This is a genomic window from Bacillus sp. CGMCC 1.16607 (assembly GCF_042683745.1).
In the GTDB taxonomy this organism is placed as follows: domain Bacteria; phylum Bacillota; class Bacilli; order Bacillales; family Cytobacillaceae; genus Pseudoneobacillus.
Genome location: NZ_JBHUJX010000025.1, coordinates 286,407 through 306,992, shown reverse-complemented (window position 1 = coordinate 306,992; position 20,586 = coordinate 286,407). Strand labels below are relative to the sequence as shown.

23 protein-coding genes are annotated in these 20,586 nt (G+C 35.5%); 22 read left to right on the top strand and 1 reads right to left on the bottom strand.

The window, feature by feature from the left end; translation table 11 throughout:
• Positions 1 to 8 precede the first annotated feature (8 nt).
• From ACFSO7_RS17960 to ACFSO7_RS17925, 8 genes are all read left to right on the top strand, one after another.
• The gene (locus ACFSO7_RS17960) at positions 9 to 551 is read left to right on the top strand and encodes a ReoY family proteolytic degradation factor (protein WP_377878731.1); all 543 of its coding nucleotides are present in this window, start codon (positions 9 to 11) and stop codon (positions 549 to 551) included.
• Positions 552 to 1,036: 485 nt separating this feature from the next.
• A complete protein-coding gene (locus ACFSO7_RS17955; RefSeq protein WP_377878729.1) occupies positions 1,037 to 1,501 on the top strand; it encodes a YpiF family protein in 465 nt (154 codons plus the stop codon).
• A gap of 122 nt (positions 1,502 to 1,623) precedes the next feature.
• Entirely contained in the window at positions 1,624 to 2,130 is a 507-nt protein-coding gene (locus ACFSO7_RS17950) for a QcrA and Rieske domain-containing protein (RefSeq protein ID WP_377878728.1), read from the top strand.
• Positions 2,131 to 2,133: 3 nt separating this feature from the next.
• Entirely contained in the window at positions 2,134 to 2,808 is a 675-nt protein-coding gene (gene qcrB, locus ACFSO7_RS17945) for a menaquinol-cytochrome c reductase cytochrome b subunit (RefSeq protein WP_377878727.1), read from the top strand.
• Positions 2,809 to 2,853: 45 nt separating this feature from the next.
• A complete protein-coding gene (locus ACFSO7_RS17940) occupies positions 2,854 to 3,624 on the top strand; it encodes a menaquinol-cytochrome c reductase cytochrome b/c subunit (RefSeq protein WP_377878726.1) in 771 nt (256 codons plus the stop codon).
• Between the two features lie 98 nt (positions 3,625 to 3,722).
• The gene (gene lhaT, locus ACFSO7_RS17935; RefSeq protein WP_377878725.1) at positions 3,723 to 4,313 is read left to right on the top strand and encodes a lipoprotein heptaprenylglyceryl N-acetyltransferase LhaT; all 591 of its coding nucleotides are present in this window, start codon (positions 3,723 to 3,725) and stop codon (positions 4,311 to 4,313) included.
• Positions 4,314 to 4,393: 80 nt separating this feature from the next.
• Positions 4,394 to 5,188: a sporulation protein YpjB gene (gene ypjB / locus ACFSO7_RS17930; RefSeq protein WP_377878724.1), complete on the top strand. Its 795-nt coding sequence runs from the start codon at positions 4,394 to 4,396 to the stop codon at positions 5,186 to 5,188.
• A 43-nt stretch (positions 5,189 to 5,231) separates the two neighbouring features.
• Positions 5,232 to 5,912: a zinc metallopeptidase gene (locus ACFSO7_RS17925; protein WP_377878723.1), complete on the top strand. Its 681-nt coding sequence runs from the start codon at positions 5,232 to 5,234 to the stop codon at positions 5,910 to 5,912.
• Positions 5,913 to 6,211: 299 nt separating this feature from the next.
• Here the strand turns inward: ACFSO7_RS17925 and ACFSO7_RS17920 are convergent, their stop codons facing one another.
• Entirely contained in the window at positions 6,212 to 7,084 is an 873-nt protein-coding gene (locus ACFSO7_RS17920; RefSeq protein WP_377878722.1) for a YitT family protein, read from the bottom strand.
• Between the two features lie 151 nt (positions 7,085 to 7,235).
• On the opposite strand from ACFSO7_RS17920, the gene ACFSO7_RS17915 reads away from it, so the two are divergent.
• The 14 genes from ACFSO7_RS17915 (at position 7,236) to ACFSO7_RS17850 (ending at position 20,457) form a co-directional block, all read left to right on the top strand.
• Complete coding sequence (locus ACFSO7_RS17915; protein WP_377878720.1) at positions 7,236 to 7,610, top strand: nucleotide pyrophosphohydrolase; 375 nt, start codon at positions 7,236 to 7,238, stop codon at positions 7,608 to 7,610.
• Positions 7,611 to 7,616: 6 nt separating this feature from the next.
• The gene (gene dapB, locus ACFSO7_RS17910) at positions 7,617 to 8,417 is read left to right on the top strand and encodes a 4-hydroxy-tetrahydrodipicolinate reductase (RefSeq protein WP_377878719.1); all 801 of its coding nucleotides are present in this window, start codon (positions 7,617 to 7,619) and stop codon (positions 8,415 to 8,417) included.
• 10 nt (positions 8,418 to 8,427) lie between these two features.
• Entirely contained in the window at positions 8,428 to 8,847 is a 420-nt protein-coding gene (gene mgsA / locus ACFSO7_RS17905; protein WP_377878718.1) for a methylglyoxal synthase, read from the top strand.
• Positions 8,840 to 9,541, top strand: a complete 702-nt coding sequence (bshB1, locus tag ACFSO7_RS17900; RefSeq protein ID WP_377878717.1) for a bacillithiol biosynthesis deacetylase BshB1 — start codon at positions 8,840 to 8,842, stop codon at positions 9,539 to 9,541. Before mgsA ends, bshB1 begins: the two co-directional genes overlap by 8 nt.
• A gap of 11 nt (positions 9,542 to 9,552) precedes the next feature.
• The gene (gene bshA, locus ACFSO7_RS17895; protein ID WP_377878716.1) at positions 9,553 to 10,680 is read left to right on the top strand and encodes an N-acetyl-alpha-D-glucosaminyl L-malate synthase BshA; all 1,128 of its coding nucleotides are present in this window, start codon (positions 9,553 to 9,555) and stop codon (positions 10,678 to 10,680) included.
• Positions 10,681 to 10,714: 34 nt separating this feature from the next.
• The gene (locus ACFSO7_RS17890; RefSeq protein WP_377878715.1) at positions 10,715 to 11,914 is read left to right on the top strand and encodes a CCA tRNA nucleotidyltransferase; all 1,200 of its coding nucleotides are present in this window, start codon (positions 10,715 to 10,717) and stop codon (positions 11,912 to 11,914) included.
• A complete protein-coding gene (locus ACFSO7_RS17885) occupies positions 11,899 to 12,882 on the top strand; it encodes a biotin--[acetyl-CoA-carboxylase] ligase (protein WP_377879467.1) in 984 nt (327 codons plus the stop codon). Before ACFSO7_RS17890 ends, ACFSO7_RS17885 begins: the two co-directional genes overlap by 16 nt.
• A gap of 476 nt (positions 12,883 to 13,358) precedes the next feature.
• The gene (panB, locus tag ACFSO7_RS17880) at positions 13,359 to 14,192 is read left to right on the top strand and encodes a 3-methyl-2-oxobutanoate hydroxymethyltransferase (RefSeq protein WP_377878714.1); all 834 of its coding nucleotides are present in this window, start codon (positions 13,359 to 13,361) and stop codon (positions 14,190 to 14,192) included.
• Positions 14,193 to 15,032, top strand: a complete 840-nt coding sequence (gene panC / locus ACFSO7_RS17875) for a pantoate--beta-alanine ligase (RefSeq protein WP_377878712.1) — start codon at positions 14,193 to 14,195, stop codon at positions 15,030 to 15,032.
• 34 nt (positions 15,033 to 15,066) lie between these two features.
• Positions 15,067 to 15,450: an aspartate 1-decarboxylase gene (gene panD / locus ACFSO7_RS17870; RefSeq protein WP_377878710.1), complete on the top strand. Its 384-nt coding sequence runs from the start codon at positions 15,067 to 15,069 to the stop codon at positions 15,448 to 15,450.
• A gap of 134 nt (positions 15,451 to 15,584) precedes the next feature.
• Positions 15,585 to 18,362: an ATP-dependent DNA helicase DinG gene (gene dinG / locus ACFSO7_RS17865; RefSeq protein ID WP_377878709.1), complete on the top strand. Its 2,778-nt coding sequence runs from the start codon at positions 15,585 to 15,587 to the stop codon at positions 18,360 to 18,362.
• Positions 18,363 to 18,583: 221 nt separating this feature from the next.
• Positions 18,584 to 18,754: a YpmA family protein gene (locus ACFSO7_RS17860; RefSeq protein ID WP_377878708.1), complete on the top strand. Its 171-nt coding sequence runs from the start codon at positions 18,584 to 18,586 to the stop codon at positions 18,752 to 18,754.
• A gap of 16 nt (positions 18,755 to 18,770) precedes the next feature.
• Positions 18,771 to 19,244: a cell wall elongation regulator TseB-like domain-containing protein gene (locus tag ACFSO7_RS17855; RefSeq protein ID WP_377878707.1), complete on the top strand. Its 474-nt coding sequence runs from the start codon at positions 18,771 to 18,773 to the stop codon at positions 19,242 to 19,244.
• Between the two features lie 22 nt (positions 19,245 to 19,266).
• Positions 19,267 to 20,457, top strand: coding sequence for a pyridoxal phosphate-dependent aminotransferase (locus ACFSO7_RS17850; RefSeq protein ID WP_377878706.1), 1,191 nt, complete (start codon positions 19,267 to 19,269; stop codon positions 20,455 to 20,457).
• The last annotated feature ends 129 nt before the right edge of the window (positions 20,458 to 20,586 follow it).

Sequence of the window (20,586 nt, the reverse complement as noted above, 5' to 3'; positions counted from 1 at the left end):
GATATAAAATGGCAACCCCTGTATCTGTCAACGAGAAAAAGGACTTTATACGTTGGTTTTTAAATCATTATCAGCTGAAACGCAGAGAATGTGTGTGGATTCTTAATTATTTGATGAGTCACGACGGTTTAATGGAAAAGGTTCACTTTGTTGATCAGGCACAGTATTGTCCAAGAGGATTGGTCATGTCTACGCATTGTGTTGATAAAGTTCCATTTCGGTTTTATAAGGAAAACGTAATGACGACGGATGCTGAAAAATCATTTCACGACATTCGCTTAAATCGCGATGAAGAGATTTTCATTCAATTAAATTTTCAAAGTTCCAATCAAGCACATCAATACGTGGCCGTTCTTGAAGAAAATCCCTTCATGCCCAAGCATCTTCAAGTGAATGAAACGGACCGCGCCATTGCAGAGCAGTTTTTAAATGAAAGTATAAAGCGATTTCAAAGAGAAAAACTTTTATCACTCATTGATTTAGCACTTGATCAACAAGATCAAATAGCTTTCATTCGATTAACAGAGCAATTGAAAAAAATAAAAAAATGAAAAGAAGCCTAAATTAAATGAACCTATTTAATTTAGGCTTCTTTTTGACTTTGAAAATTGTCTAGCTTCCGCGCCCAGCGACTAGATTACTGTCCCTCTCCTCCATACGATAAGTTAACATCGAATCGCTTACGCTCTTCGTGTTTCCTTTATCTCATGATTTAAAAAGCGAGGCGACTGTCCAGCCCCGAAAAGCATAAGTCGGTCCTGACAAGAAGGTTGCCTTTTACCTTCTTGTCAGGAGTGGCTTATGACCTCGAGGGGCTAGAAGCCGCAGCTAGATTAAGGAGCGAGCCAGTCCTGTCGTACGTTAAACGGGCGCTTCCGCTTTTCTGTTTGTGACAATTTTGTGAAACTTTTTGATAAATAGAAGGGATTATTTTTATGTGTAGAACTAATTATAGGTATATGGATAATTTTTTTAGAAAAATTGCCCATAATAATGATATGATTATAGAGGAATTTTAGATGTTGGAGTGAAGCAAATGAAATGGATACCGCAAGATATCGAAATGTTTGTGAATGCAAAAGAATATGTTGATACTATTGTTATTCCTCTATATCCAATCTCGTTTGGGGATGATGTAAAGCAAACAGCAAACATGACTGAGTTTACAAATTTATTAACGATTCAATTGGAAAGACAATTTAAAGGCAGATTAATATTATTGCAGGGTTTTACCTATTTTAAGAAAAAGAATTTAGACCAGCTTATAAGTGATCTATTAGAGTGGGAAAATTGGTTAAAGGAAGAAAATTTCAAACATATCTTCTATGTAACGTCTGATAGCGATTGGAAGATAAAGGAACAACAATTAGGTGGATCTCTCATTTGGTTGCCAGCCCTTCCTTTAGAACATATGGAAGAGAATCAGAAAAATGCGATTTTGCAAGACCAAGTTAAACAATTATTGAATTTATTTACACAAAGATGGCGAAATGAAGAATAATTTTAGATTGTGAAGTATGTTATTGACCTTCAATAGAGATTGATATATCATGGTTATGTCCTAGTTTTATATGTATGAATTATGTCTAATTTACTTCATTTTGTAATAGAGGGGGGAAAAGCATGAGCAAAAATCGAGTTTCTAGACGTCAGTTTCTAAACTATACATTAACAGGTGTAGGCGGATTCATGGCTGCAGGCATGTTAATGCCAATGGTTCGTTTTGCAATTGACCCTGTTTTGAAAGCAGAGGCCGCTGGAGATTTCATTCCAACAAAGCAAAAAGTAGCTGATCTAACAAATGAACCTGTCCGTGTCGATTATACTTTCACACAAGTAGATGCGTGGTATGAATCAGAAGTAACTGGCACTGCTTGGGTTTACAAAGATGATAATGGCAAAGTTGTAGCTCTATCACCTGTTTGTAAACATTTAGGCTGTACAGTTGACTGGAATACGGACAAGGCTAATCCAGAACAATTTTTCTGTCCTTGCCATTATGGTCGTTATACTAAGGATGGCACAAATGTTCCTGGTACACCACCACTCGCTCCATTGGATGTATTTCCATTCAAGGAAAAGGATGGTTTCTTGTATTTAGGTAAAGCAAAACCACGAAAGGAGGCGTAATCAGTGTTAAACAAGATTTATGATTGGGTTGATGAGCGTTTAGATATTACGCCTTTGTGGCGTGATCTTGCAGACCATGAAGTACCAGAACATGTAAACCCTGCTCATCATTTCTCGGCATTTGTTTATTGTTTTGGCGGATTAACATTCTTTGTAACTGTGATCCAAATTCTATCCGGTATGTTTTTAACGATGTATTATGTACCAGATATTAAAAATGCATGGCAATCTGTATACTATCTCCAAAACGAAGTGGCATTTGGACAAATTGTTCGTGGAATGCACCACTGGGGAGCTAGTTTAGTCATCGTAATGATGTTCTTACATACGTTACGCGTATTTTTCCAAGGAGCTTATAAAAAGCCACGTGAACTAAACTGGGTTGTTGGAGTTCTAATTTTCTTCGTTATGCTTGGATTAGGTTTCACTGGTTATTTATTACCATGGGATATGAAAGCATTATTTGCAACAAAAGTAGGTTTACAAATTGCTGAGGCAACGCCATTAATTGGTACTCAAATCAAGATCCTACTAGCTGGTAGTGCAGATATCGTTGGTGCACAAACATTAACTCGTTTCTTTGCTATCCACGTATTCTTCTTACCTGGTGCATTATTAGGATTAATGGGTGCTCACTTTATTATGATTCGTAAACAAGGAATATCAGGTCCACTATAAGAATTAATTATAAGACCTTACGAAAAAAAGGAGGGGGATTACACAATGCATCGTGGAAAAGGGATGAAGTTTGTTGGAGACTCTCGTGTTCCAGCAGAGCGAAAACCGAATATTCCTAAAGATTATTCGGAATACCCTGGTAAAACCGAAGCTTTCTGGCCTAACTTTTTATTAAAAGAGTGGATGGTAGGAGCAGTATTTTTAGTCGGTTATTTATGTTTAACAGTAGCTCACCCATCTCCATTAGAGAGAATAGCTGATCCTACTGATACAGCATATATTCCATTACCAGACTGGTATTTCTTATTCTTATATCAATTGTTAAAATATACTTATGCTTCTGGACCATATACTTTAATCGGAGCATTCATTATGCCAGGTTTAGCATTTGGCGGCTTACTGCTTGCACCATTTATTGATCGTGGACCACATCGTCGTCCTTCGAAGCGTCCTTTAGCTACTGGCTTTATGCTTTTAGCCATTGCAGGTATTTTCTATTTAACTTGGGAATCTGTTGCAACTCACGACTGGGAAGCTGCAGCTAAACAAGGGAAAATTGTAGCTGAAGTGGATGTAGATAAAGAAGCTGAAGGATATAAAATCATGGAAGCAAACACATGTCTTACTTGTCATGGTGGAGACTTAACAGGTGGAGCAGGTGCACCGGCACTTGTTGATACTGGTTTAACTCCAGAAGAAGTTATGGACATCGCTAAAAATGGTACAGATGGTGGAATGCCAGCAGGTATCTTTAAAGGAACAGATGAAGAGTTGAAAAAACTTGGTGAATTCATCTCTAGCTTAGAAGCTAAATAATTTTATTCAAAAAAGCTGGCGTATATGCGTCAGCTTTTTATTTTAACCTCATTTATATGGTAAAATAAGGGCAGATTGAATGAAACGAGGAATCAATAGTGAATTGGATGTATGCATTTTTAACGAATCGAAGTATTCTATTCCTTTTACTTATCGTTAATATTCTAGGAACTGCCTATGGATATTATTGGTATGGGTGGCAGTTAGAAGAAACACCGACAAAGTTTTTAATCTTCGTACCTGATAGCCCTACAGCAAGTCTCTTTTTTGTATTCGTATTAATTGCTTTTCTAATGAGGAAAAATTGGGGTTTGATTGAATCATTAGCTATGGTTACATTGTTTAAATATGGTATTTGGGCAGTTGTTATGAATATTCTCGTACTAGTTGTTACAGGAGAATTGGACTGGATTGGCTACATGCTTATTTTTTCACATCTTGCGATGGCCATTCAAGGACTACTCTATGCTCCTTTCTATCGTATCAAAATATGGCATTTAGTAGTCACAGCTATTTGGACTTTACATAATGATGTGATTGATTATGTATTCTTTATGCTACCAAAGTATCATGTATTAGACTTATATACACCACAAATAGGTTATTTCACATTCTGGCTATCAATACTATCAATCACATTAGCCTATTATTTTGGAATGAAAAAAAACCGCTTAAAGTTACACTATTGATAATCTGAAATTTATACTAATGTGGTCTAAACTTGTCCAGCCCTTCATACATTTTATTAGTGATTAGAGGGGGGACAAGGATGAAAGCAAAAGTATTAAGCATATTCCTAACTATATTTATTTCATTACCATTTTATGTGAGTGCAGAAACAATGTCGCCTTTATCTGAATTAGACCATATTTCAGATGATGCCTTACAAATGGTTAAATTAAATAGGAATGAAGATGCAAAAAAGCTTCTTCAATATTTTTCAGATAAATTTCTTATCTTTAAGGGAAATGGTCAGCATTTTTCAATGGATGAATTACGAATCGTTACAATTTCACATAATGATGCCCTTGAGGCAGCAACAAGCTTGAATATGGACCAGCCTGAAAGGATTAATCAATTAACAAAGTTCCGATTAGTGATTGATGCTATCTCCTCCTCTCATCAGCCTTTATGGACGGAAATGGAAGGTCCTATCATGACCACATTTAATCAAGTGAAAGAATCAGCCAATAGTGGTGATCATATCGGATTTCATGATAATTTTAATGCTTTTTTACAACTTTATAAAATGGTTTATCCAAGTTTGAAAATTGATTTATCTGCTGAACGGGTCCAACAATTAGATGCAAGGATAAAGTTTATTGACGAATATAGACCGGAAATAATCGCCCAAGCGACTAGTCAAAAAGAATTATTTGCTCTTGAAACCGATCTAAAGTCAATATTCGATGAAATGTCAGAGGACGAAGCGGATCCTTCTTTGTGGTGGGTTATGATTTCAACTGGAAGTATTATCATTATGACATTATCCTACGTAGGTTGGAAAAAATATAAAGGTGATAAAGAAATAAAGAAGGATTATAAGCGAGACTTCCGTGAATAATGGTATAATATAACTAACAAGATCGAGCATCAAGGAGGTAAAAATGAGTTATTATTTAATTTATTTTGTGATTATTATCTTAATTCCATTATGGGCTCAATGGAAAGTAAAATCTGCTTTTTCAAAGTATTCAAAAGTAGCAAATTCCTCCCATATTAGCGGGGCAGAGGTAGCTAGAAGGATTCTGGATCATCACGGTTTATATCAAATTGGTGTTGAAATGACGAAAGGCTTTCTAGGTGATCATTATGATCCGAGATCAAAAGTCATTCGACTTTCGCCAGATGTTTATCAAGGTTATTCGCTAGCAGCTGCTGCAGTAGCATCCCATGAGACTGGGCATGCTATTCAGGATAAAGAAAATTACACATTTTTGCGGCTTCGTCACGCATTGGTTCCAGTCGCAAATATTGGTTCGAATTTTTCGTGGATAATTATAATGATTGGTTTTTTTGCACATATAAGTGGTATGGTGCTTCTTGGAATTCTTTTTATGGCTGCAGCTGTCTTATTCCAAATAGTCACACTTCCAGTAGAGTTTAATGCATCCAACCGTGCGATGGATGAAGTCATTTCTTTAGGGTTAATTAGAAATGATGAAGAAAGAGAAACAAAAAAGGTATTAAATGCCGCAGCATTAACGTATGTGGCAGCAGCAGCGGTGGCTGTAATGGAACTTCTTCGTCTAATACTCATCTATACAGGAATGAGAAACGACGATTAATTGAAATGTAAAGAGCCTGTCCGTTTCGGACAGGCTCTTTACTAGGTCCAGCTCCAGCGCCTAGCCCTGACGTACAGGATGTACTAGTGACGACAATGCGAAAGGACGTCGCGTTTTAGTCGATCTCGAGGTCAAGTGTTCGCCACACAAAAGTCAAAAAACGACTTTCTGGGTGGCGAAGCATTTGCTTGGCAAACCAAAGAACGGTTTGCATAAGTGCGACTAGGTCTCTGGCTTCGCTACTCTCGCCAATCGACCAGTCTTCTTTATCGGGGCTGATCAAGGCGCTTCCGCTTTTCTTATCTTTCAATCGGCTTTTTATTTTCATCTAAAGTAAAGCCCTCACCTAAAACATCATGCACTTCACTTACAGAGACGAATGCATGAGGATCGACAGAAGTGATAACGCCCTTCAATCGAACAATTTCATTTTTGCCGACAACGCAATATAAAACCTCACGTTCACTCTTAGTAAAATATCCATACCCTTTTAAAACGGTTACGCCTCTTTCCATTTCTTGCATAATCTTGTTTGCGATTAAATCATTTTGATCTGAAATGATCATAGCCCCTCTTGCGGAATAGGCACCTTCTTGGATAAAATCGATGACCCTTGCACCAACAAATACTGCAACTAGTGTATACATTGCTTCCTTATAGGTTAAATAAAAAATAAGTGAGAGTGTGATCACAACCGCATCAAACATAAACATCGTTTTCCCCATACCCCAGCCAGCATATTTATGGGCAAGTCTTGCGATAATATCTACACCACCAGTTGTCCCGCCAAATCGAAATATAATCCCTAAACCAATTCCGATGAATACACCAGCAAAGAGGGCAGCTAATGTTAAGTCTTCTTTTAGTGGCATATGGATACTATATCTTTGAAATATCCATAGAAAGATCGATACCCCAACCGTTCCTATTATCGTATAAATAAAAGCATTTCGACCTAGAAATTTCCAACCAATAATAAATAGAGGAATATTTAATATTAAGTTTGTATATGAAGGGTCCCATTTAAACAAAAAATAAAGCAACAGGGTAATACCTGTAAATCCACCCTCCGCTAAATTATTTTGCATATTGAAATGTACAAGTCCAAAAGAAAAGATTGCTGCACCTAATAAAATGAAAAAGAAATTTTTAAATTTTAAACCATAAAGCAATAATATCCACCCTTTCCAACGATTGCTAGCGACTCTTATTATATAGGATATAAAAAGAGTGAGCAATCTACTCTAAATAATAGAAGTATAGACGAAAATATTGTAAAAAGAGGATTATTTAGCTAACATATTTATATATGTAAAATAGTACATGCATAGACTTGGACTTGAGGTGAATGAAATGTCTTCACAAAAGACAATGAAAGAAATACAAGCTGATGTAGATACATATATTAGCCAATTTAAAGAAGGATATTTTAGCCCGCTAGCAATGCTAGCTAGATTAACGGAGGAATTAGGAGAATTAGCTAGAGAAGTCAATCATTATTACGGTGAAAAACCAAAGAAAAAAATGGAAAAAGAAAAGACAATAGAAGAAGAACTAGGAGATTTGTTTTTTGTCCTAGTTTGTCTAGCAAATTCATTACATATTGATATCGAGGAAGCTCATGAAGTTGTTATGAATAAATTCAAGACGCGTGACAAGGATCGTTGGACGAAGTTAGACAATACGAAAGAGGAGTAAAGAAATATGAAAACAATTAAGATTGTCATTGCAGGACCACGTGGTCGAATGGGTAGAGAAGCTGTAAATTTAGTAAATGAAACACCTCATTTTGAATTAATGGCAGTTATCGACAATAAAAATAATGGTCTGCAACTATCTGATATTGAAGGATTCGGTGGTATTAATGTTCCGATTTTTAGTAATATCGTTGATTGCTTTAAACAAGTAGCTGCTGATGTGTTAATCGATCTTACCACACCTGAAGTAGGGATGTACCACGCTCAAAAGGCATTAAACTACGGTGTTCGCCCTGTAGTAGGAACTACAGGCTTTACAAATGAAGAGCTTCAGAAGTTGAATGACTTATGTGAAGAAAAAGATTTAGGTTGTATCATTGCACCTAATTTCGCTATTGGTGCAATTTTAATGATGAAATTCTCACAAATGGCGGCTAAATATTTCCAAGATGTTGAAATTATCGAATTGCATCATGATAAAAAGCTTGATGCTCCATCAGGCACAGCAGTCAAAACCGCACAAATGATTTCAGAAGTTAGACTTACAAAGAAACAAGGTCATCCAGATGAAAAGGAAACGATTCAAGGTGCACGAGGAGCGGACATGGATGGAATGCATATCCACTCGATCCGTTTACCTGGATTAATTGCCCACCAGCAAGTGATGTTCGGGGCAGATGGACAAACATTAACCATTCGCCATGACTCTTATAATCGAGCTTCATTTATGTCTGGTGTCAAAGTGGCAGTTGAAAATGTTATGAAAATGAACCAATTCGTCTATGGACTGGAAAACATTTTAGAATAGGAGTTTAACGATGAACATCGCTTTAATTGCACATGATCATAAAAAGGATGATTTAGTACAATTTGCTATCGCCTATAAATCAATATTTGAAGAACATCAATTATTTGCCACTGGTACAACTGGATTAAGAATAATGGAAGCTACAGGACTTAGTATTGTAAGATTTAAATCTGGTCCATTCGGTGGTGATCAAGAAATTGGTTCGATGATTGCAAAAAACCAAATGGATATTGTCTTTTTCTTTCGTGATCCTTTAACAGCACAGCCTCATGAGCCTGATGTAACAGCACTCGTTCGCTTATGTGATGTATATTCTATTCCGCTAGCTACGAATATGGGGACGGCTGAAATGCTCATTAGAGGATTAGATGAAGGATATTTGCAATGGAGAAACATAGTGAAATCTAAAGGTAGTGAAACAAATGAATGAACGAAAACTTGATATATTGGCTTTTGGAGCACATTCCGATGATGTGGAGATCGGTATGGGTGGGACGATTGCTAAGTATGCAGCAATGGGAATGAAAATAGGGATTTGCGATTTAACGGAAGCAGAACTTTCATCCAATGGAAATGTAGAGATTAGGAAGAAGGAAGCTAATAAGGCAGCAGATATATTGCAAGTATCAATTCGAACTACATTGAAATTTCCAGATCGAGGTCTTTTCATAGATGACGAGCGTATTAGAAAGGTTGCCGAGATCATTCGTCAATATAAACCGGATACCGTTTTTGCACCTTATTTTGAGGATCGCCATCCTGACCATGGAAATTGTGCACGAATTGTAGAGGAAGCGGTCTTCTCAGCAGGAATTAAAAAGTATCAAACCTATACACATACAGAATCACATCGAGTGAAAAATATGTATTTTTTCATGATAAATGGTTTTCACAAACCTGATTTTGTCGTCGATATTACAAAGCAAATAAATGTGAAGAAATTAAGTCTTGAGGCTTACGAGAGTCAATTTATTAAATCGGATGAAACTGTAGATACTCCGTTAGTTAATGGTTATATCGAAACAATCGAGGCAAGGGAAAAAATGTTTGGTAAAGAGGTTGGGGTAGGTTATGCCGAAGGGTTCAAAACCAAAAAGCCTTTACTGCTAGACCTTGCTAAATGAGGGGTAAATAAATGAGAAAGCTTAAAATTGGAATTACCTGTTATCCAACGGTTGGCGGATCAGGTGTTGTAGCAACGGAATTAGGAAAAATGTTAGCGGAAAAAGGACATGAGATACATTTCATATCATCTAGCCTACCCTTTCGTTTAAAGAAAATGTACCATAATATTTACTATCATCAAGTAGATGTTAATCAATATAATGTTTTTCAATTTCCACCGTATGATATCGCATTAGCAAGTAAAATGGCAGAAGTAGCAAATCGAGAAAATCTAGACATTTTACATGTACATTATGCGATGCCGCATGCCATCTGTGCTATTTTAGCAAAACAAATGATCACAAGAGATATAAAAATTGTGACAACTCTTCATGGAACAGATATAACGGTTCTAGGATCTGATCGTTCCCTATCTGAGGCGATAAAATTTGGCATTGAAAAATCAGATTATGTTACCGCAGTATCTAATTCTTTAATAAAAGAAACAAATGAACTGTTAAATCCAAAGAAAAAAATTGAAACTGTTTATAATTTTATTGATGAACGCGTCTATCAAAAAATCAATTCACAGGCCTTAAAAGATGAGTTCCAAATACATAAAGAGGAAAAAGTAATTATTCATGTCTCTAATTTTCGGGCTGTTAAACGAGTTCCAGATGTTGTGAAGGCTTTTGCAAAAATTGCCCAACATCTTCCTACGAAGCTCCTTTTAGTAGGGGATGGTCCTGAGATGACAGTTGTGTGTAATTTAGTGGCTGAACTTGGCTTGCGAGATAAGGTATTATTTCTTGGCAAACAAGATAATGTTGAGGAGCTTTATAGTTTAAGTGATCTTATGCTTTTATTATCAGAAAAAGAAAGCTTTGGCTTAGTGGCATTAGAAGCAATGGCATGTGGGGTCCCATGTATAGGTACAAATATAGGTGGAATTCCTGAAGTAATTACAGATGGGGAGAATGGATTTACTTGCCCTGTTGGAGATATTGATATGATTGCTGATAAAGCGATTACCCTTTTAAATGATCCACTTTTACATGAAAAGTATTCTGAGAAATCGATTAAAACAGTTCAAGATAAATTTCGAGCAGACCATATTGTTTCACAATATGAAAATATCTACTATCAACTTTTGGAATAGATACAGTGGATCTTACTTTGGAAAAGGTGATCATATGTTACAAGCGTTTCAGGATGCCGTGCCAATACTAGATAAAATAGAAGAAGCAGGTTTTGAAGCCTATTTTGTAGGAGGATCTGTAAGAGACTATTTATTAAAAAAAGAAATTGATGATGTTGATATCGCTACATCTGCTACTCCAGAAGAAATTAAATGTATTTTTCAAAAAACAATTGATGTAGGAATTGAACACGGTACAGTCATTGTTTTATACAATGGGAAAACTTATGAAGTAACAACTTTTCGAAGTGAGTCAAATTATGTAGATTTCAGAAGACCGAAAGATGTTACCTTTATTCGCTCTTTATACGAGGATTTGAAAAGAAGAGATTTTACAATGAATGCTATTGCCATGGATCGTTTTGGAAAAGTAATTGATCCATTTAATGGTCATTCTGATATTAAAAGAAAATTGATTCAAACAGTCGGTAAAGCTGAGGAGCGTTTTTCTGAAGATGCACTGCGTATGATGCGTGCTGTTCGTTTTGTAAGCCAGTTATCCTTCGATATTGAGATTGACACATTTGCTGCATTAAGACAATTTGGCCCTTTACTAATGAATATTTCTATTGAGCGAAAAACGAAGGAATTTGAAAAGCTTCTAACGGGTAAAAATCGTAATAAAGCTTTGGAAATTTTGCTTAAGGCGGAATTAAACGCATTTTTACCAGGACTTAAGGATGAAGAGAAAGCGATCAGGAAAACGATTGCCTATTCCTTAAGTCATTTAAAATTAACGGAAATGTGGACAATTCTACTTTTTACATTAAATTTATCTGTAAAAGAATCTAAAATTTTGTTAAAAGAATGGAAGCTATCAAATCAAAAAATTAAAGAGATTGAAAAAATATCAAATTTTCTATCAAAACGCTTCTTACAAAACTGGTCTAAAGTGGCAATATATCAATCCGGAATAGAAGTAAGTATGAGTGTGGAAAGAATTTATAATGTCATAAATGGAATTCAAATGGAGGAACAAATAGATAAACTAAAAAGCTTGTATAATGAACTTCCAATTAAAGAGCTTGGCGATTTAGTGGTCACTGGTCAAGACATAATGAATTGGAATATGAAACCTGGTGGGCCGTGGGTAAAAGAATTACTAATGAAGATCGAACAGGAAGTTCTATTAGGAAATATTCTTAATGAAAAGGAAGCAATAAGGGAGTGGCAAACAACTTGCAATCCGAAATAAGAAAAAAATTATTGGATGCTTTTTCTAATCACCAAGATGAGTTTATATCTGGTCAAGCGCTTGCGGATGTGATTGGTTGTTCAAGAACGGCCGTTTGGAAACATATGGAGGAGCTGCGAAAAGAAGGTTTTATCTTGGAGGCTATAAGGAATAAGGGTTACCGAATTATTAAAACAACTGAAAAAGTGACCGCAGATGAAATTCGCCTTGGGTTAAAAACTTCATTTCTAGGACAATCGATTCATTATGAAGAGAGTGTCGATTCGACTCAGAAAGTTGCTCATCGACTAGCAAATGAGAATACACCAGAAGGAACAATTATTGTAGCAGAAGAGCAAACATCTGGTCGGGGAAGAATGGATCGTAAATGGCATTCACCAAAATATACAGGTATTTGGATGAGTGTTATTTTGCGACCAAAAGTGGTGCTTGCCAAAGCACCTCAACTGACATTGATTGCCGCTGTTGCAGTGGTACAAGCGATAGAAGAAATGACGGATTTATCACCACAAATAAAATGGCCAAACGATATTTTGATTAATGGTAAGAAAATGACGGGAATACTAACTGAACTTCAAGCCGAGTCTGATCGAATCCATTCAATCATAATTGGCATGGGGATTAACGTAAATCAGTTAAAAGCCGATTTTCCAGAGGAACTACATGATATTGCTACTTCCATTGCCATTGAGCAAGGTTCAACCATTTCTAGGTCAGCTTTAATACGTAGTGTTCTGATTCATTTAGAAAAATTATATCAAATGTATTTGGAAAATGGATTTTATCCTATTAAGCTTTTATGGGAAGGATATGCATGTAGCATTGGGAAAGAAATAAAAGCACGGACGCTTACGAATACAATTGAAGGAAAAGCGTTAGGAATTACAGAAGATGGAGTATTAAGAATTGAAGATTCTACTGGTAAAATACATCTTGTGTATTCAGCTGATATTGAAATAGGAGAATAATTTTTTTCCTATAAGTAGATCAATCTAGCCAAAATGAATTAGGTTTTGTTATAATACCTAGTGGGCAGTATCCATAGGGAACTGCACCTTGAGAACGAGCTTTTTATTACAAACAATTGAAGTTCTGCCTAGATCCATTATCGGACAAGGACAGAGGGATGAAACGACTTAGGGAATTACAGGATCCTTCTGCCATGCGGAAAGATCCTTTTTTAATAGAAAAGCGGAAGCGCCTTGATTAGCCCCGACACAAATGCTTCGAAATCCAGAAAGTCGTTCTTTGACTTTTTGGATTTCGAACATTTGACTTCGAGGAGCTAGGCGCTGGAGCTGGACAATTTTCGAAGTCCAAAAAAACATATCCTTTCTTTTCTATGGGATGTCACTCTAAACATCGTTTCGTTACCTTTTTTCGTTGTCTAGCTAGGGTGTCAAATGGAATGCATTTTAGCTTTACAGTAGAAGGAGGAAAACGATTGAAACAAACGACGGATTTTATAAAAATGAAAGCAACAAATGAAAAAATTGCCATGCTTACAGCCTACGACTATCCAACTGCGAAACAAGCAGAAGCCTCAGGAGTAGATATGATATTAGTTGGGGATTCATTAGGTATGGTTGTACTTGGCTATGATTCGACAATTCCAGTAACAATAGATGATATGGTCCACCATGCTAAAGCAGTTAAACGCGGTGCGAAAAATACCTTTATTGTCGTAGATATGCCATTTTTAAGTTATCATACAACAACGAAAGATGCTCTCCTAAATGCAGGTCGTTTAATTCAGGAAACAGGTGGAAATGCTGTTAAGCTTGAAGGGGCAGATGAGGTTATAGATAAAATTTCTGCTCTAACAAAGGCGGGAATTCCGGTGATGGCCCACTTAGGTTTAACACCTCAATTAGTTAATGTATTGGGAGGCTATAAAGTTCAAGGAAAAGAAGCTAAAGCAGCCCAAAAAATAATTGAGGATGCGAAAAAATGTGAGGAAGCAGGTGCTTTCTCGATTGTATTGGAATGCGTTCCTAAACAATTGGCAAATGAAATATCAAAGGCGGTTTCCATTCCAACAATTGGCATTGGTGCAGGTTTAAATGTTGATGGGCAAGTATTGGTGTATCATGATATGATCGGTTATGGTGTGGATCGTGTCCCGAGATTTGTTAAACAATTTGATAATATTCAAACTCAAATTATAGAGGCAATTAAATCCTATGTTTCTGACGTGAAAGATGGGTCTTTTCCTGAAGAACAACATTCTTTTTCTATGAAAGAAGATGAATTAAAGGGCTTATATGGAGGAAAGTAAATGCAAATAATTGAAAACATTCATGAAATGCAAAAACAAATGACCAAGCAGAAAACTCAATCCAAATCAATTGGATTTGTTCCGACGATGGGTTATTTACATGAAGGTCATTTAAACCTAATTAGAAAATCTAAAAGTGAAAATGACGTAACAGTTATTAGTATTTTCGTTAATCCATTGCAGTTTGGGCCAAATGAGGATCTTGAGACTTACCCTAGAGACTTCGATAGAGATTACAAACTAGCATTAAATGAGGGAGTCGATTATGTATTTTATCCTTCTGTAAATGAAATGTACCCCACTGAACCTTCCGTTCTAGTAAAAGTTCAGGATCGGACAGAAGTCCTTTGTGGACGTTCTCGTGCCGGCCATTTTGATGGGGTGGCAACTGTTTTAGTAAAATTATTTAATATTGTTTCACCACATAAAGCCTACTTTGGGTTAAAAGATGCTCAACAAGTAGCTGTTGTTGATGGACTTATTCATGATTTCAATTTTCCAATTGAATTAATTCCCGTGGAAACGATTCGTGAAAATGATGGTTTAGCAAAAAGCTCAAGAAATATTCGATTAACGGATCAGGAAAGACAAGAAGCTCCTCATCTATATAAAGGCTTGCAGCTCGCTAAAGAAAGATTTGAAAATGGTGAGAGAAATACAGAACAAATCATTGCATATATCAATGAATATATTCAAAAACATACAAGTGCAGTAATTGATTATATTGAAATATACTCATATCCTCAATTAAAGCCAATTGATCACTTGGATGGGAAAATCATTATCGCATTAGCCGTTAAATTTTCTGATGTTAGATTAATTGATAATATTATTTTTTAAAGAGATAGATAATCAATAGGAGGAGGAACAACCAATGTTTCGCACCATGATGAATGGAAAAATCCATCGAGCTCGAGTAACTGAGGCAGATTTAAACTATGTAGGAAGTATAACGATTGACCAAGATATACTTGATGCTGTAGGAATGGTAGCAAATGAGAAGGTTCAAATTGTAAATAATAATAATGGCTCACGCTTTGAAACGTATATTATACCTGGAGAACGCGGAAGTGGTGTGATTTGCGTGAATGGGGCAGCTGCACGACTTGTTCAAAAGGGAGATGTAGTTATTATTATTTCCTATGTTCTCGTGGCAGAAGAAAAAATAGAATCTCATAAACCAAAGGTAGCCATTATGGATGAAAATAATCAAATAGTTGAACGCATTTCAGCAGAACCCCCGCTGACAGTAATGTAAAAAAATTATATGAATTCAAAGATCCCCTCTAGAAGGGGATTTTTCCGTTCTGAAGGTTACAATAATAATGATAAAATTATCATTTTCATACATAATATGATACCTTTTATAGATAGATGTTTCGAGGTGTAATAATGAATAATAAATATGTTGTGATCGATTTAGAAACAACTGGAAATTCGCCGAAAAAAGGAGATCGAATCATTCAATTTGCAGCGGTTATCATTGAAAATGGTCAAATTGTAGATACCTTTTCTTCGCTCGTGAATCCGAATATGCCTATTCCGATTTTTATTGAAGAATTAACAGGAATCAATGATGATATGGTTACCCATGCACCTTTTTTTGAAGAATTGGCTCCTAAAATCCAAATTCTTCTGAAGGATGCTTATTTTGTTGCACACAATGTTCTCTTTGATCTTTCTTTTCTACAAGAAGAGCTAGTATTGGCAAATCAAGAAGGCTTTTTTGGTTCAGTCATTGACACGGTTGAGATGGCAAGATTTCTTTATCCTACTATGGATAGCTATAAATTAAACGATTTAGCAATTCAATTTGGATTTGAGCATGATCGACCACATCAGGCAGATAGTGATGCCTTAGTAACAGCAAAAATATTATTGCATTTTTTAAATAAAATGAATCAGATTCCATTTCCAACTTGCACTCAGTTAAGTGAACTAGCAGGAGGGTTAAAAAGTGATATTCAGTTGCTATTCGAAGAAATGATTGAAGAAAAAGCGCGAGAATGGAAAGTGTTGCCTCATACTTTAGAAATAGTTAACGGACTTGTTCTTTACAAAGAAATGGATGAAGCTAAATGGAAAAGTACAGAGATAATTCAATATCCATATCCAGTTTCCCATAATGATAAGGAAAATCAAATAAAAAAAGCCTTTTCCAAATATCAAAGAAGAAAGGGTCAGTTTCAAATAATGGATCATGTATATGAAGCCTTTATTAATGAACATCATTCAATGTTAGAGGCCGGAACAGGAATTGGAAAATCTTTAGGCTATCTTTTACCTGCAGCATATTTTTCAAAGCACACAAAAAATAAAGTATTAATTAGTACTTTTACGACCCAACTTCAAAGCCAACTCATTGGAAATGATCTTACCCTTTTAAAAAAGATGCTGCCATTTGACATCAATATTGCTTTGTATAAGGGGAAAACCCATTATGTAAGTTTATCAAAATTTGCCGAAAGCTTACGTGATCATGAAGATAATTACGATTCATGTTTAACGAAAATGCAAATCTTAATTTGGTTACTAGAAACGAAGACAGGAGATGTCGATGAATTAAACTTATCAAGTGGGGGACAAATTTTTTGGAAAAGAATTAGACATAGTAAAGAATCAGATAAAGGCGAATTAGCTGAAAAGGATTTTTATTTAAGGGCAAAAAAGAAGGTTAACCAAGCTGAGTTAGTCATTACGAATCACAATATGCTTTTATCAGATTTATCTAGTCAAAAACATTTACTGCGTAAGATCGATTATATTATTTTAGACGAGGGACATCAGTTTCATAAAGTGGCACTCAAATATTTTGGTGCACAATTGGATTATTTTACAATCCGTTTACAATTGAATCAATTTGGATTATTTGATCAAAAGCAACTTTTATATAAATTAGACCACTGGCTTAGAAAGATTGATCATATATCATTTCCCTTTGAAAAAATGTCTAAATTAATTACGGATCTATTTTTTGAAATGGATGAATTTTTTAAAGCGATTCGGATCTTTGTGAAAAATACAAGTAGTAGTGAACCAACTTCAAAAATAAGCCATAAAATAGATAGAGGATCAAGTCATTTTAAGAGCTTACTTCATAGTTCGGAGCGATTTTCTTTCACATTAAAAGATTTTATTGATACGATCCAATTAGGCTGTGATTTAATGGGGGATTTAAAAGGATTAAAAGAATCGGATCAACGATTATTGGACGGAATAACACAAGGATTGGAAGACCTTACAAGGCTTAGAGAAAATATTACTCGTATTTTTTTACATCCAGATGAGAAAGATGTTTCTTGGATTGAAATTGATTTTAGAGCCTATCAGAATTCAACAACTGTTTATTTACAACCTGTTTCGATATCCGAGCAACTAAATAAGCAATTCTTTTCGGATAAAAAAAGCGTAATTTTAACTTCTGCGACATTAACGGTGAATAATGGATTTGATTATATCTTAAATGAAATGGGTATGGAAGCAACAACCAATACTTTAACAATTCCATCTCCTTTTGATTATAAAAATAAGATGAAGCTTTTTGTTCCCCAAGATGTACCAGATATCAAGAAAGTAAGTCTTGAAAATTATGTAGCAGCAATTACTGAACAAATTATTTCTATAGCAGAGGTAACTAAAGGACGTATGCTTATCTTATTTACCTCTCATGACATGCTTAGAAAAACCTATAATCTAATGAAAGAAAGTGGCTTACTAGAGGAATATGCATTAATCGCGCAAGGTATTTCCAGTGGAAGTCGTACGAGATTAACAAAGAATTTTCAAAAGTTTGAGAAAGCTATCCTCCTTGGAACGAGTAGTTTCTGGGAAGGGATTGATATTCCAGGTGAAGATCTTTCTTGCTTAATAATGGTTAGACTCCCCTTTACACCACCAGATGATCCGTTTATTCAGGCAAAGTGTGAAGAAGTAAAAGCTCTTGGAGGAAATCCATTTCTCGAAGTATCCTTGCCAGAAGCTGTTTTACGTTTCAAGCAGGGTTTTGGTAGATTAATTCGTACCGATGAAGATAAAGGAGTTTTGATCGTATTTGACAGAAGAATTATTCATACAAAGTATGGAAGCGCCTTTTTAAAGTCAATCCCAGATGTGCCAGTAAAGGAATTAAGTTTAAATGGAATTCTCGAAACCATGAGAAGGTGGCTTTAAAAATAGGCTAAATCGGTCCAGAAAAAAAGCCGTGCAATTTAGCACAGCCAAGACAAGTGGACTAGAAAGTATTTTGTGTTTAACAATGAAAAAACATTAACGAATAGATTTTCAACTGCTATAATAGTGATGGAAGTTGACTAATGGTTCGTAATCATATTATGACCGATTATCACATTGTTATAAGTAATATATTGTTCATCTTTAGGAGGATTTTTCCAATGGAAAGTAAGATTGAGATTCTTTCGACTGTAACAATACAAAACAGTCCTGAATTATACAAAATTGTCGACACTTTAAATCGAACTTTAAAACATGAAAATTTAATGTTTGGTTTAGCATTAGCACGAGAAGATCAAAATAAAGCGATTTTTACTATTTATCGTACATAGAGACTGAGTGATATCAATGAAAAAATTCCTTTGGATTTTCTTATGTTTCTTATTCTTAATTATTGTTGTTTTCATTTTTACTTATAATCAATCAGTTAAACCAATCAAAAGTGCGGAACAAGAGGCCATAAAAATTGCTTTAGAAGAAACTAGAATGGAATCGGTTGATGAGTATGAACTATATCATGGACTTGAAACGATTTCGGTTGTAAAAGGGAAAAACCGTGAAGGCGAAAAAATCATTGTTTGGATTCCCGAAAACCCCAAAAAGTTAATAACAAGAAAAGAAAAAAATGGGGTTTCTGAAAAGGAAGCTATTGAAAAAGTTTTTCAATTTACAAAACCTAAAAAAATTGTCGATGTGCGATTAGGAATGGAAAAAGGGATTCCATTTTGGGAAATATATTATCTTTCTGAATCCAATTTAATTAATTATTATTATGTTGATTTTGAAACAGGTGAATGGCTTAAAAAAATAGAAAATTTATAATTTTTTGGGAGGAAATACTTCAATGGACATAAAGCTAGCCAATAGAGTTAAGGCATTAACCCCGTCAACCACACTTGCCATTACAGCAAAAGCCGCAGCATTAAAAGCGCAAGGTTTTGATGTAATCGGCTTAGGTGCAGGAGAACCAGATTTTAATACTCCGCAGCATATCATTGATGCTGCATTACAATCGATGAATAAAGGTTATACAAAATATACTCCATCTGCAGGACTGCCAGCTCTAAAACAAGCGATTATCGAGAAATTTATAAAAGATCAAGAAATCGAATACAAACCGAATGAAATCATCGTGGGTAATGGGGCAAAGCATGTTCTCTACACATTATTTCAAGTCATTCTTGATGATGGGGATGAAGTTATAATTCCAACTCCTTATTGGGTAAGTTATCCTGAACAAGTGAAGCTTGCAGGAGGAGTACCTGTATATGTAGACGGAGCAGAACATAATGATTATAAAATTACCCCAGAACAACTATCAGCAGCCATATCGAATAAAACACGAGCAGTAATCATAAATTCTCCAAGTAATCCTACTGGGATGATTTATTCTAAAGAAGAACTAATGGAATTGGGTAGAGTTTGTCTTGAGAAAAACATCATCATTGTTTCTGATGAGATTTATGAGAAACTCGTTTATGGTGAGAATAAACATGTATCGATTGCTCAGCTTTCGCCACAATTAAAACAACAAACGATTGTAATAAATGGGGTTTCAAAGTCCCACTCAATGACAGGGTGGCGGATTGGTTATGCTGCGGGGAATAGCGAAATCATTACAGCGATGACAAATCTTGCTAGCCATAGTACATCAAACCCAACAACAACCGCTCAATACGGAACGATTGCTGCTTACACAGGACCTGCGGAACCTGTTGAAGAAATGCGGCGAGCATTTGAAGACCGTTTAAATGCCATATATGATAAACTAATTTCCCTTGAAGGCGTAACCTGTATTAAACCTCAAGGAGCATTCTATTTATTTCCTAATGTGAAAAAGGCTGCAGAGATAACTGGATTTCAATCCGTTGATGATTTTGTAGAAGGATTATTAGAAGAGGCAATGGTCGCTGTTATCCCTGGTTCTGGTTTCGGTTCCCCAGACACTATTCGCTTATCCTATGCAACCTCTTTGGAATCATTAGAAAAAGCCATTTCTAGAATGGAACAATTTATTAATAATAAAAAGAAGTAGTATACAACTATAAAATGAAAAGTCGACATCGACTTTTCATTTTATTTTATAATCCAGCTTCAGCGCCTAGCCCCTCGAGGTCAAATGTTCGACACCCAAAAAGTCAAAGAATGACTTTCTGGATGTCGA

What these genes read in the sequence shown, in the direction of transcription:
- ACFSO7_RS17960 (WP_377878731.1), top strand. Translation starts at nt 9, where the DNA reads ATGGCAACCCCTGTATCTGTCAACGAGAAAAAGGACTTTATACGTTGG.
- ACFSO7_RS17955 (WP_377878729.1), top strand. Translation starts at nt 1,037, where the DNA reads ATGAAATGGATACCGCAAGATATCGAAATGTTTGTGAATGCAAAAGAA.
- ACFSO7_RS17950 (WP_377878728.1), top strand. Translation starts at nt 1,624, where the DNA reads ATGAGCAAAAATCGAGTTTCTAGACGTCAGTTTCTAAACTATACATTA.
- ACFSO7_RS17940 (WP_377878726.1), top strand. Translation starts at nt 2,854, where the DNA reads ATGCATCGTGGAAAAGGGATGAAGTTTGTTGGAGACTCTCGTGTTCCA.
- ypjB (WP_377878724.1), top strand. Translation starts at nt 4,394, where the DNA reads ATGAAAGCAAAAGTATTAAGCATATTCCTAACTATATTTATTTCATTA.
- ACFSO7_RS17925 (WP_377878723.1), top strand. Translation starts at nt 5,232, where the DNA reads ATGAGTTATTATTTAATTTATTTTGTGATTATTATCTTAATTCCATTA.
- ACFSO7_RS17915 (WP_377878720.1), top strand. Translation starts at nt 7,236, where the DNA reads ATGCATAGACTTGGACTTGAGGTGAATGAAATGTCTTCACAAAAGACA.
- dapB (WP_377878719.1), top strand. Translation starts at nt 7,617, where the DNA reads ATGAAAACAATTAAGATTGTCATTGCAGGACCACGTGGTCGAATGGGT.
- mgsA (WP_377878718.1), top strand. Translation starts at nt 8,428, where the DNA reads ATGAACATCGCTTTAATTGCACATGATCATAAAAAGGATGATTTAGTA.
- bshB1 (WP_377878717.1), top strand. Translation starts at nt 8,840, where the DNA reads ATGAATGAACGAAAACTTGATATATTGGCTTTTGGAGCACATTCCGAT.
- bshA (WP_377878716.1), top strand. Translation starts at nt 9,553, where the DNA reads ATGAGAAAGCTTAAAATTGGAATTACCTGTTATCCAACGGTTGGCGGA.
- ACFSO7_RS17890 (WP_377878715.1), top strand. Translation starts at nt 10,715, where the DNA reads ATGTTACAAGCGTTTCAGGATGCCGTGCCAATACTAGATAAAATAGAA.
- panC (WP_377878712.1), top strand. Translation starts at nt 14,193, where the DNA reads ATGCAAATAATTGAAAACATTCATGAAATGCAAAAACAAATGACCAAG.
- panD (WP_377878710.1), top strand. Translation starts at nt 15,067, where the DNA reads ATGTTTCGCACCATGATGAATGGAAAAATCCATCGAGCTCGAGTAACT.
- dinG (WP_377878709.1), top strand. Translation starts at nt 15,585, where the DNA reads ATGAATAATAAATATGTTGTGATCGATTTAGAAACAACTGGAAATTCG.
- ACFSO7_RS17860 (WP_377878708.1), top strand. Translation starts at nt 18,584, where the DNA reads ATGGAAAGTAAGATTGAGATTCTTTCGACTGTAACAATACAAAACAGT.
- ACFSO7_RS17855 (WP_377878707.1), top strand. Translation starts at nt 18,771, where the DNA reads ATGAAAAAATTCCTTTGGATTTTCTTATGTTTCTTATTCTTAATTATT.
- ACFSO7_RS17850 (WP_377878706.1), top strand. Translation starts at nt 19,267, where the DNA reads ATGGACATAAAGCTAGCCAATAGAGTTAAGGCATTAACCCCGTCAACC.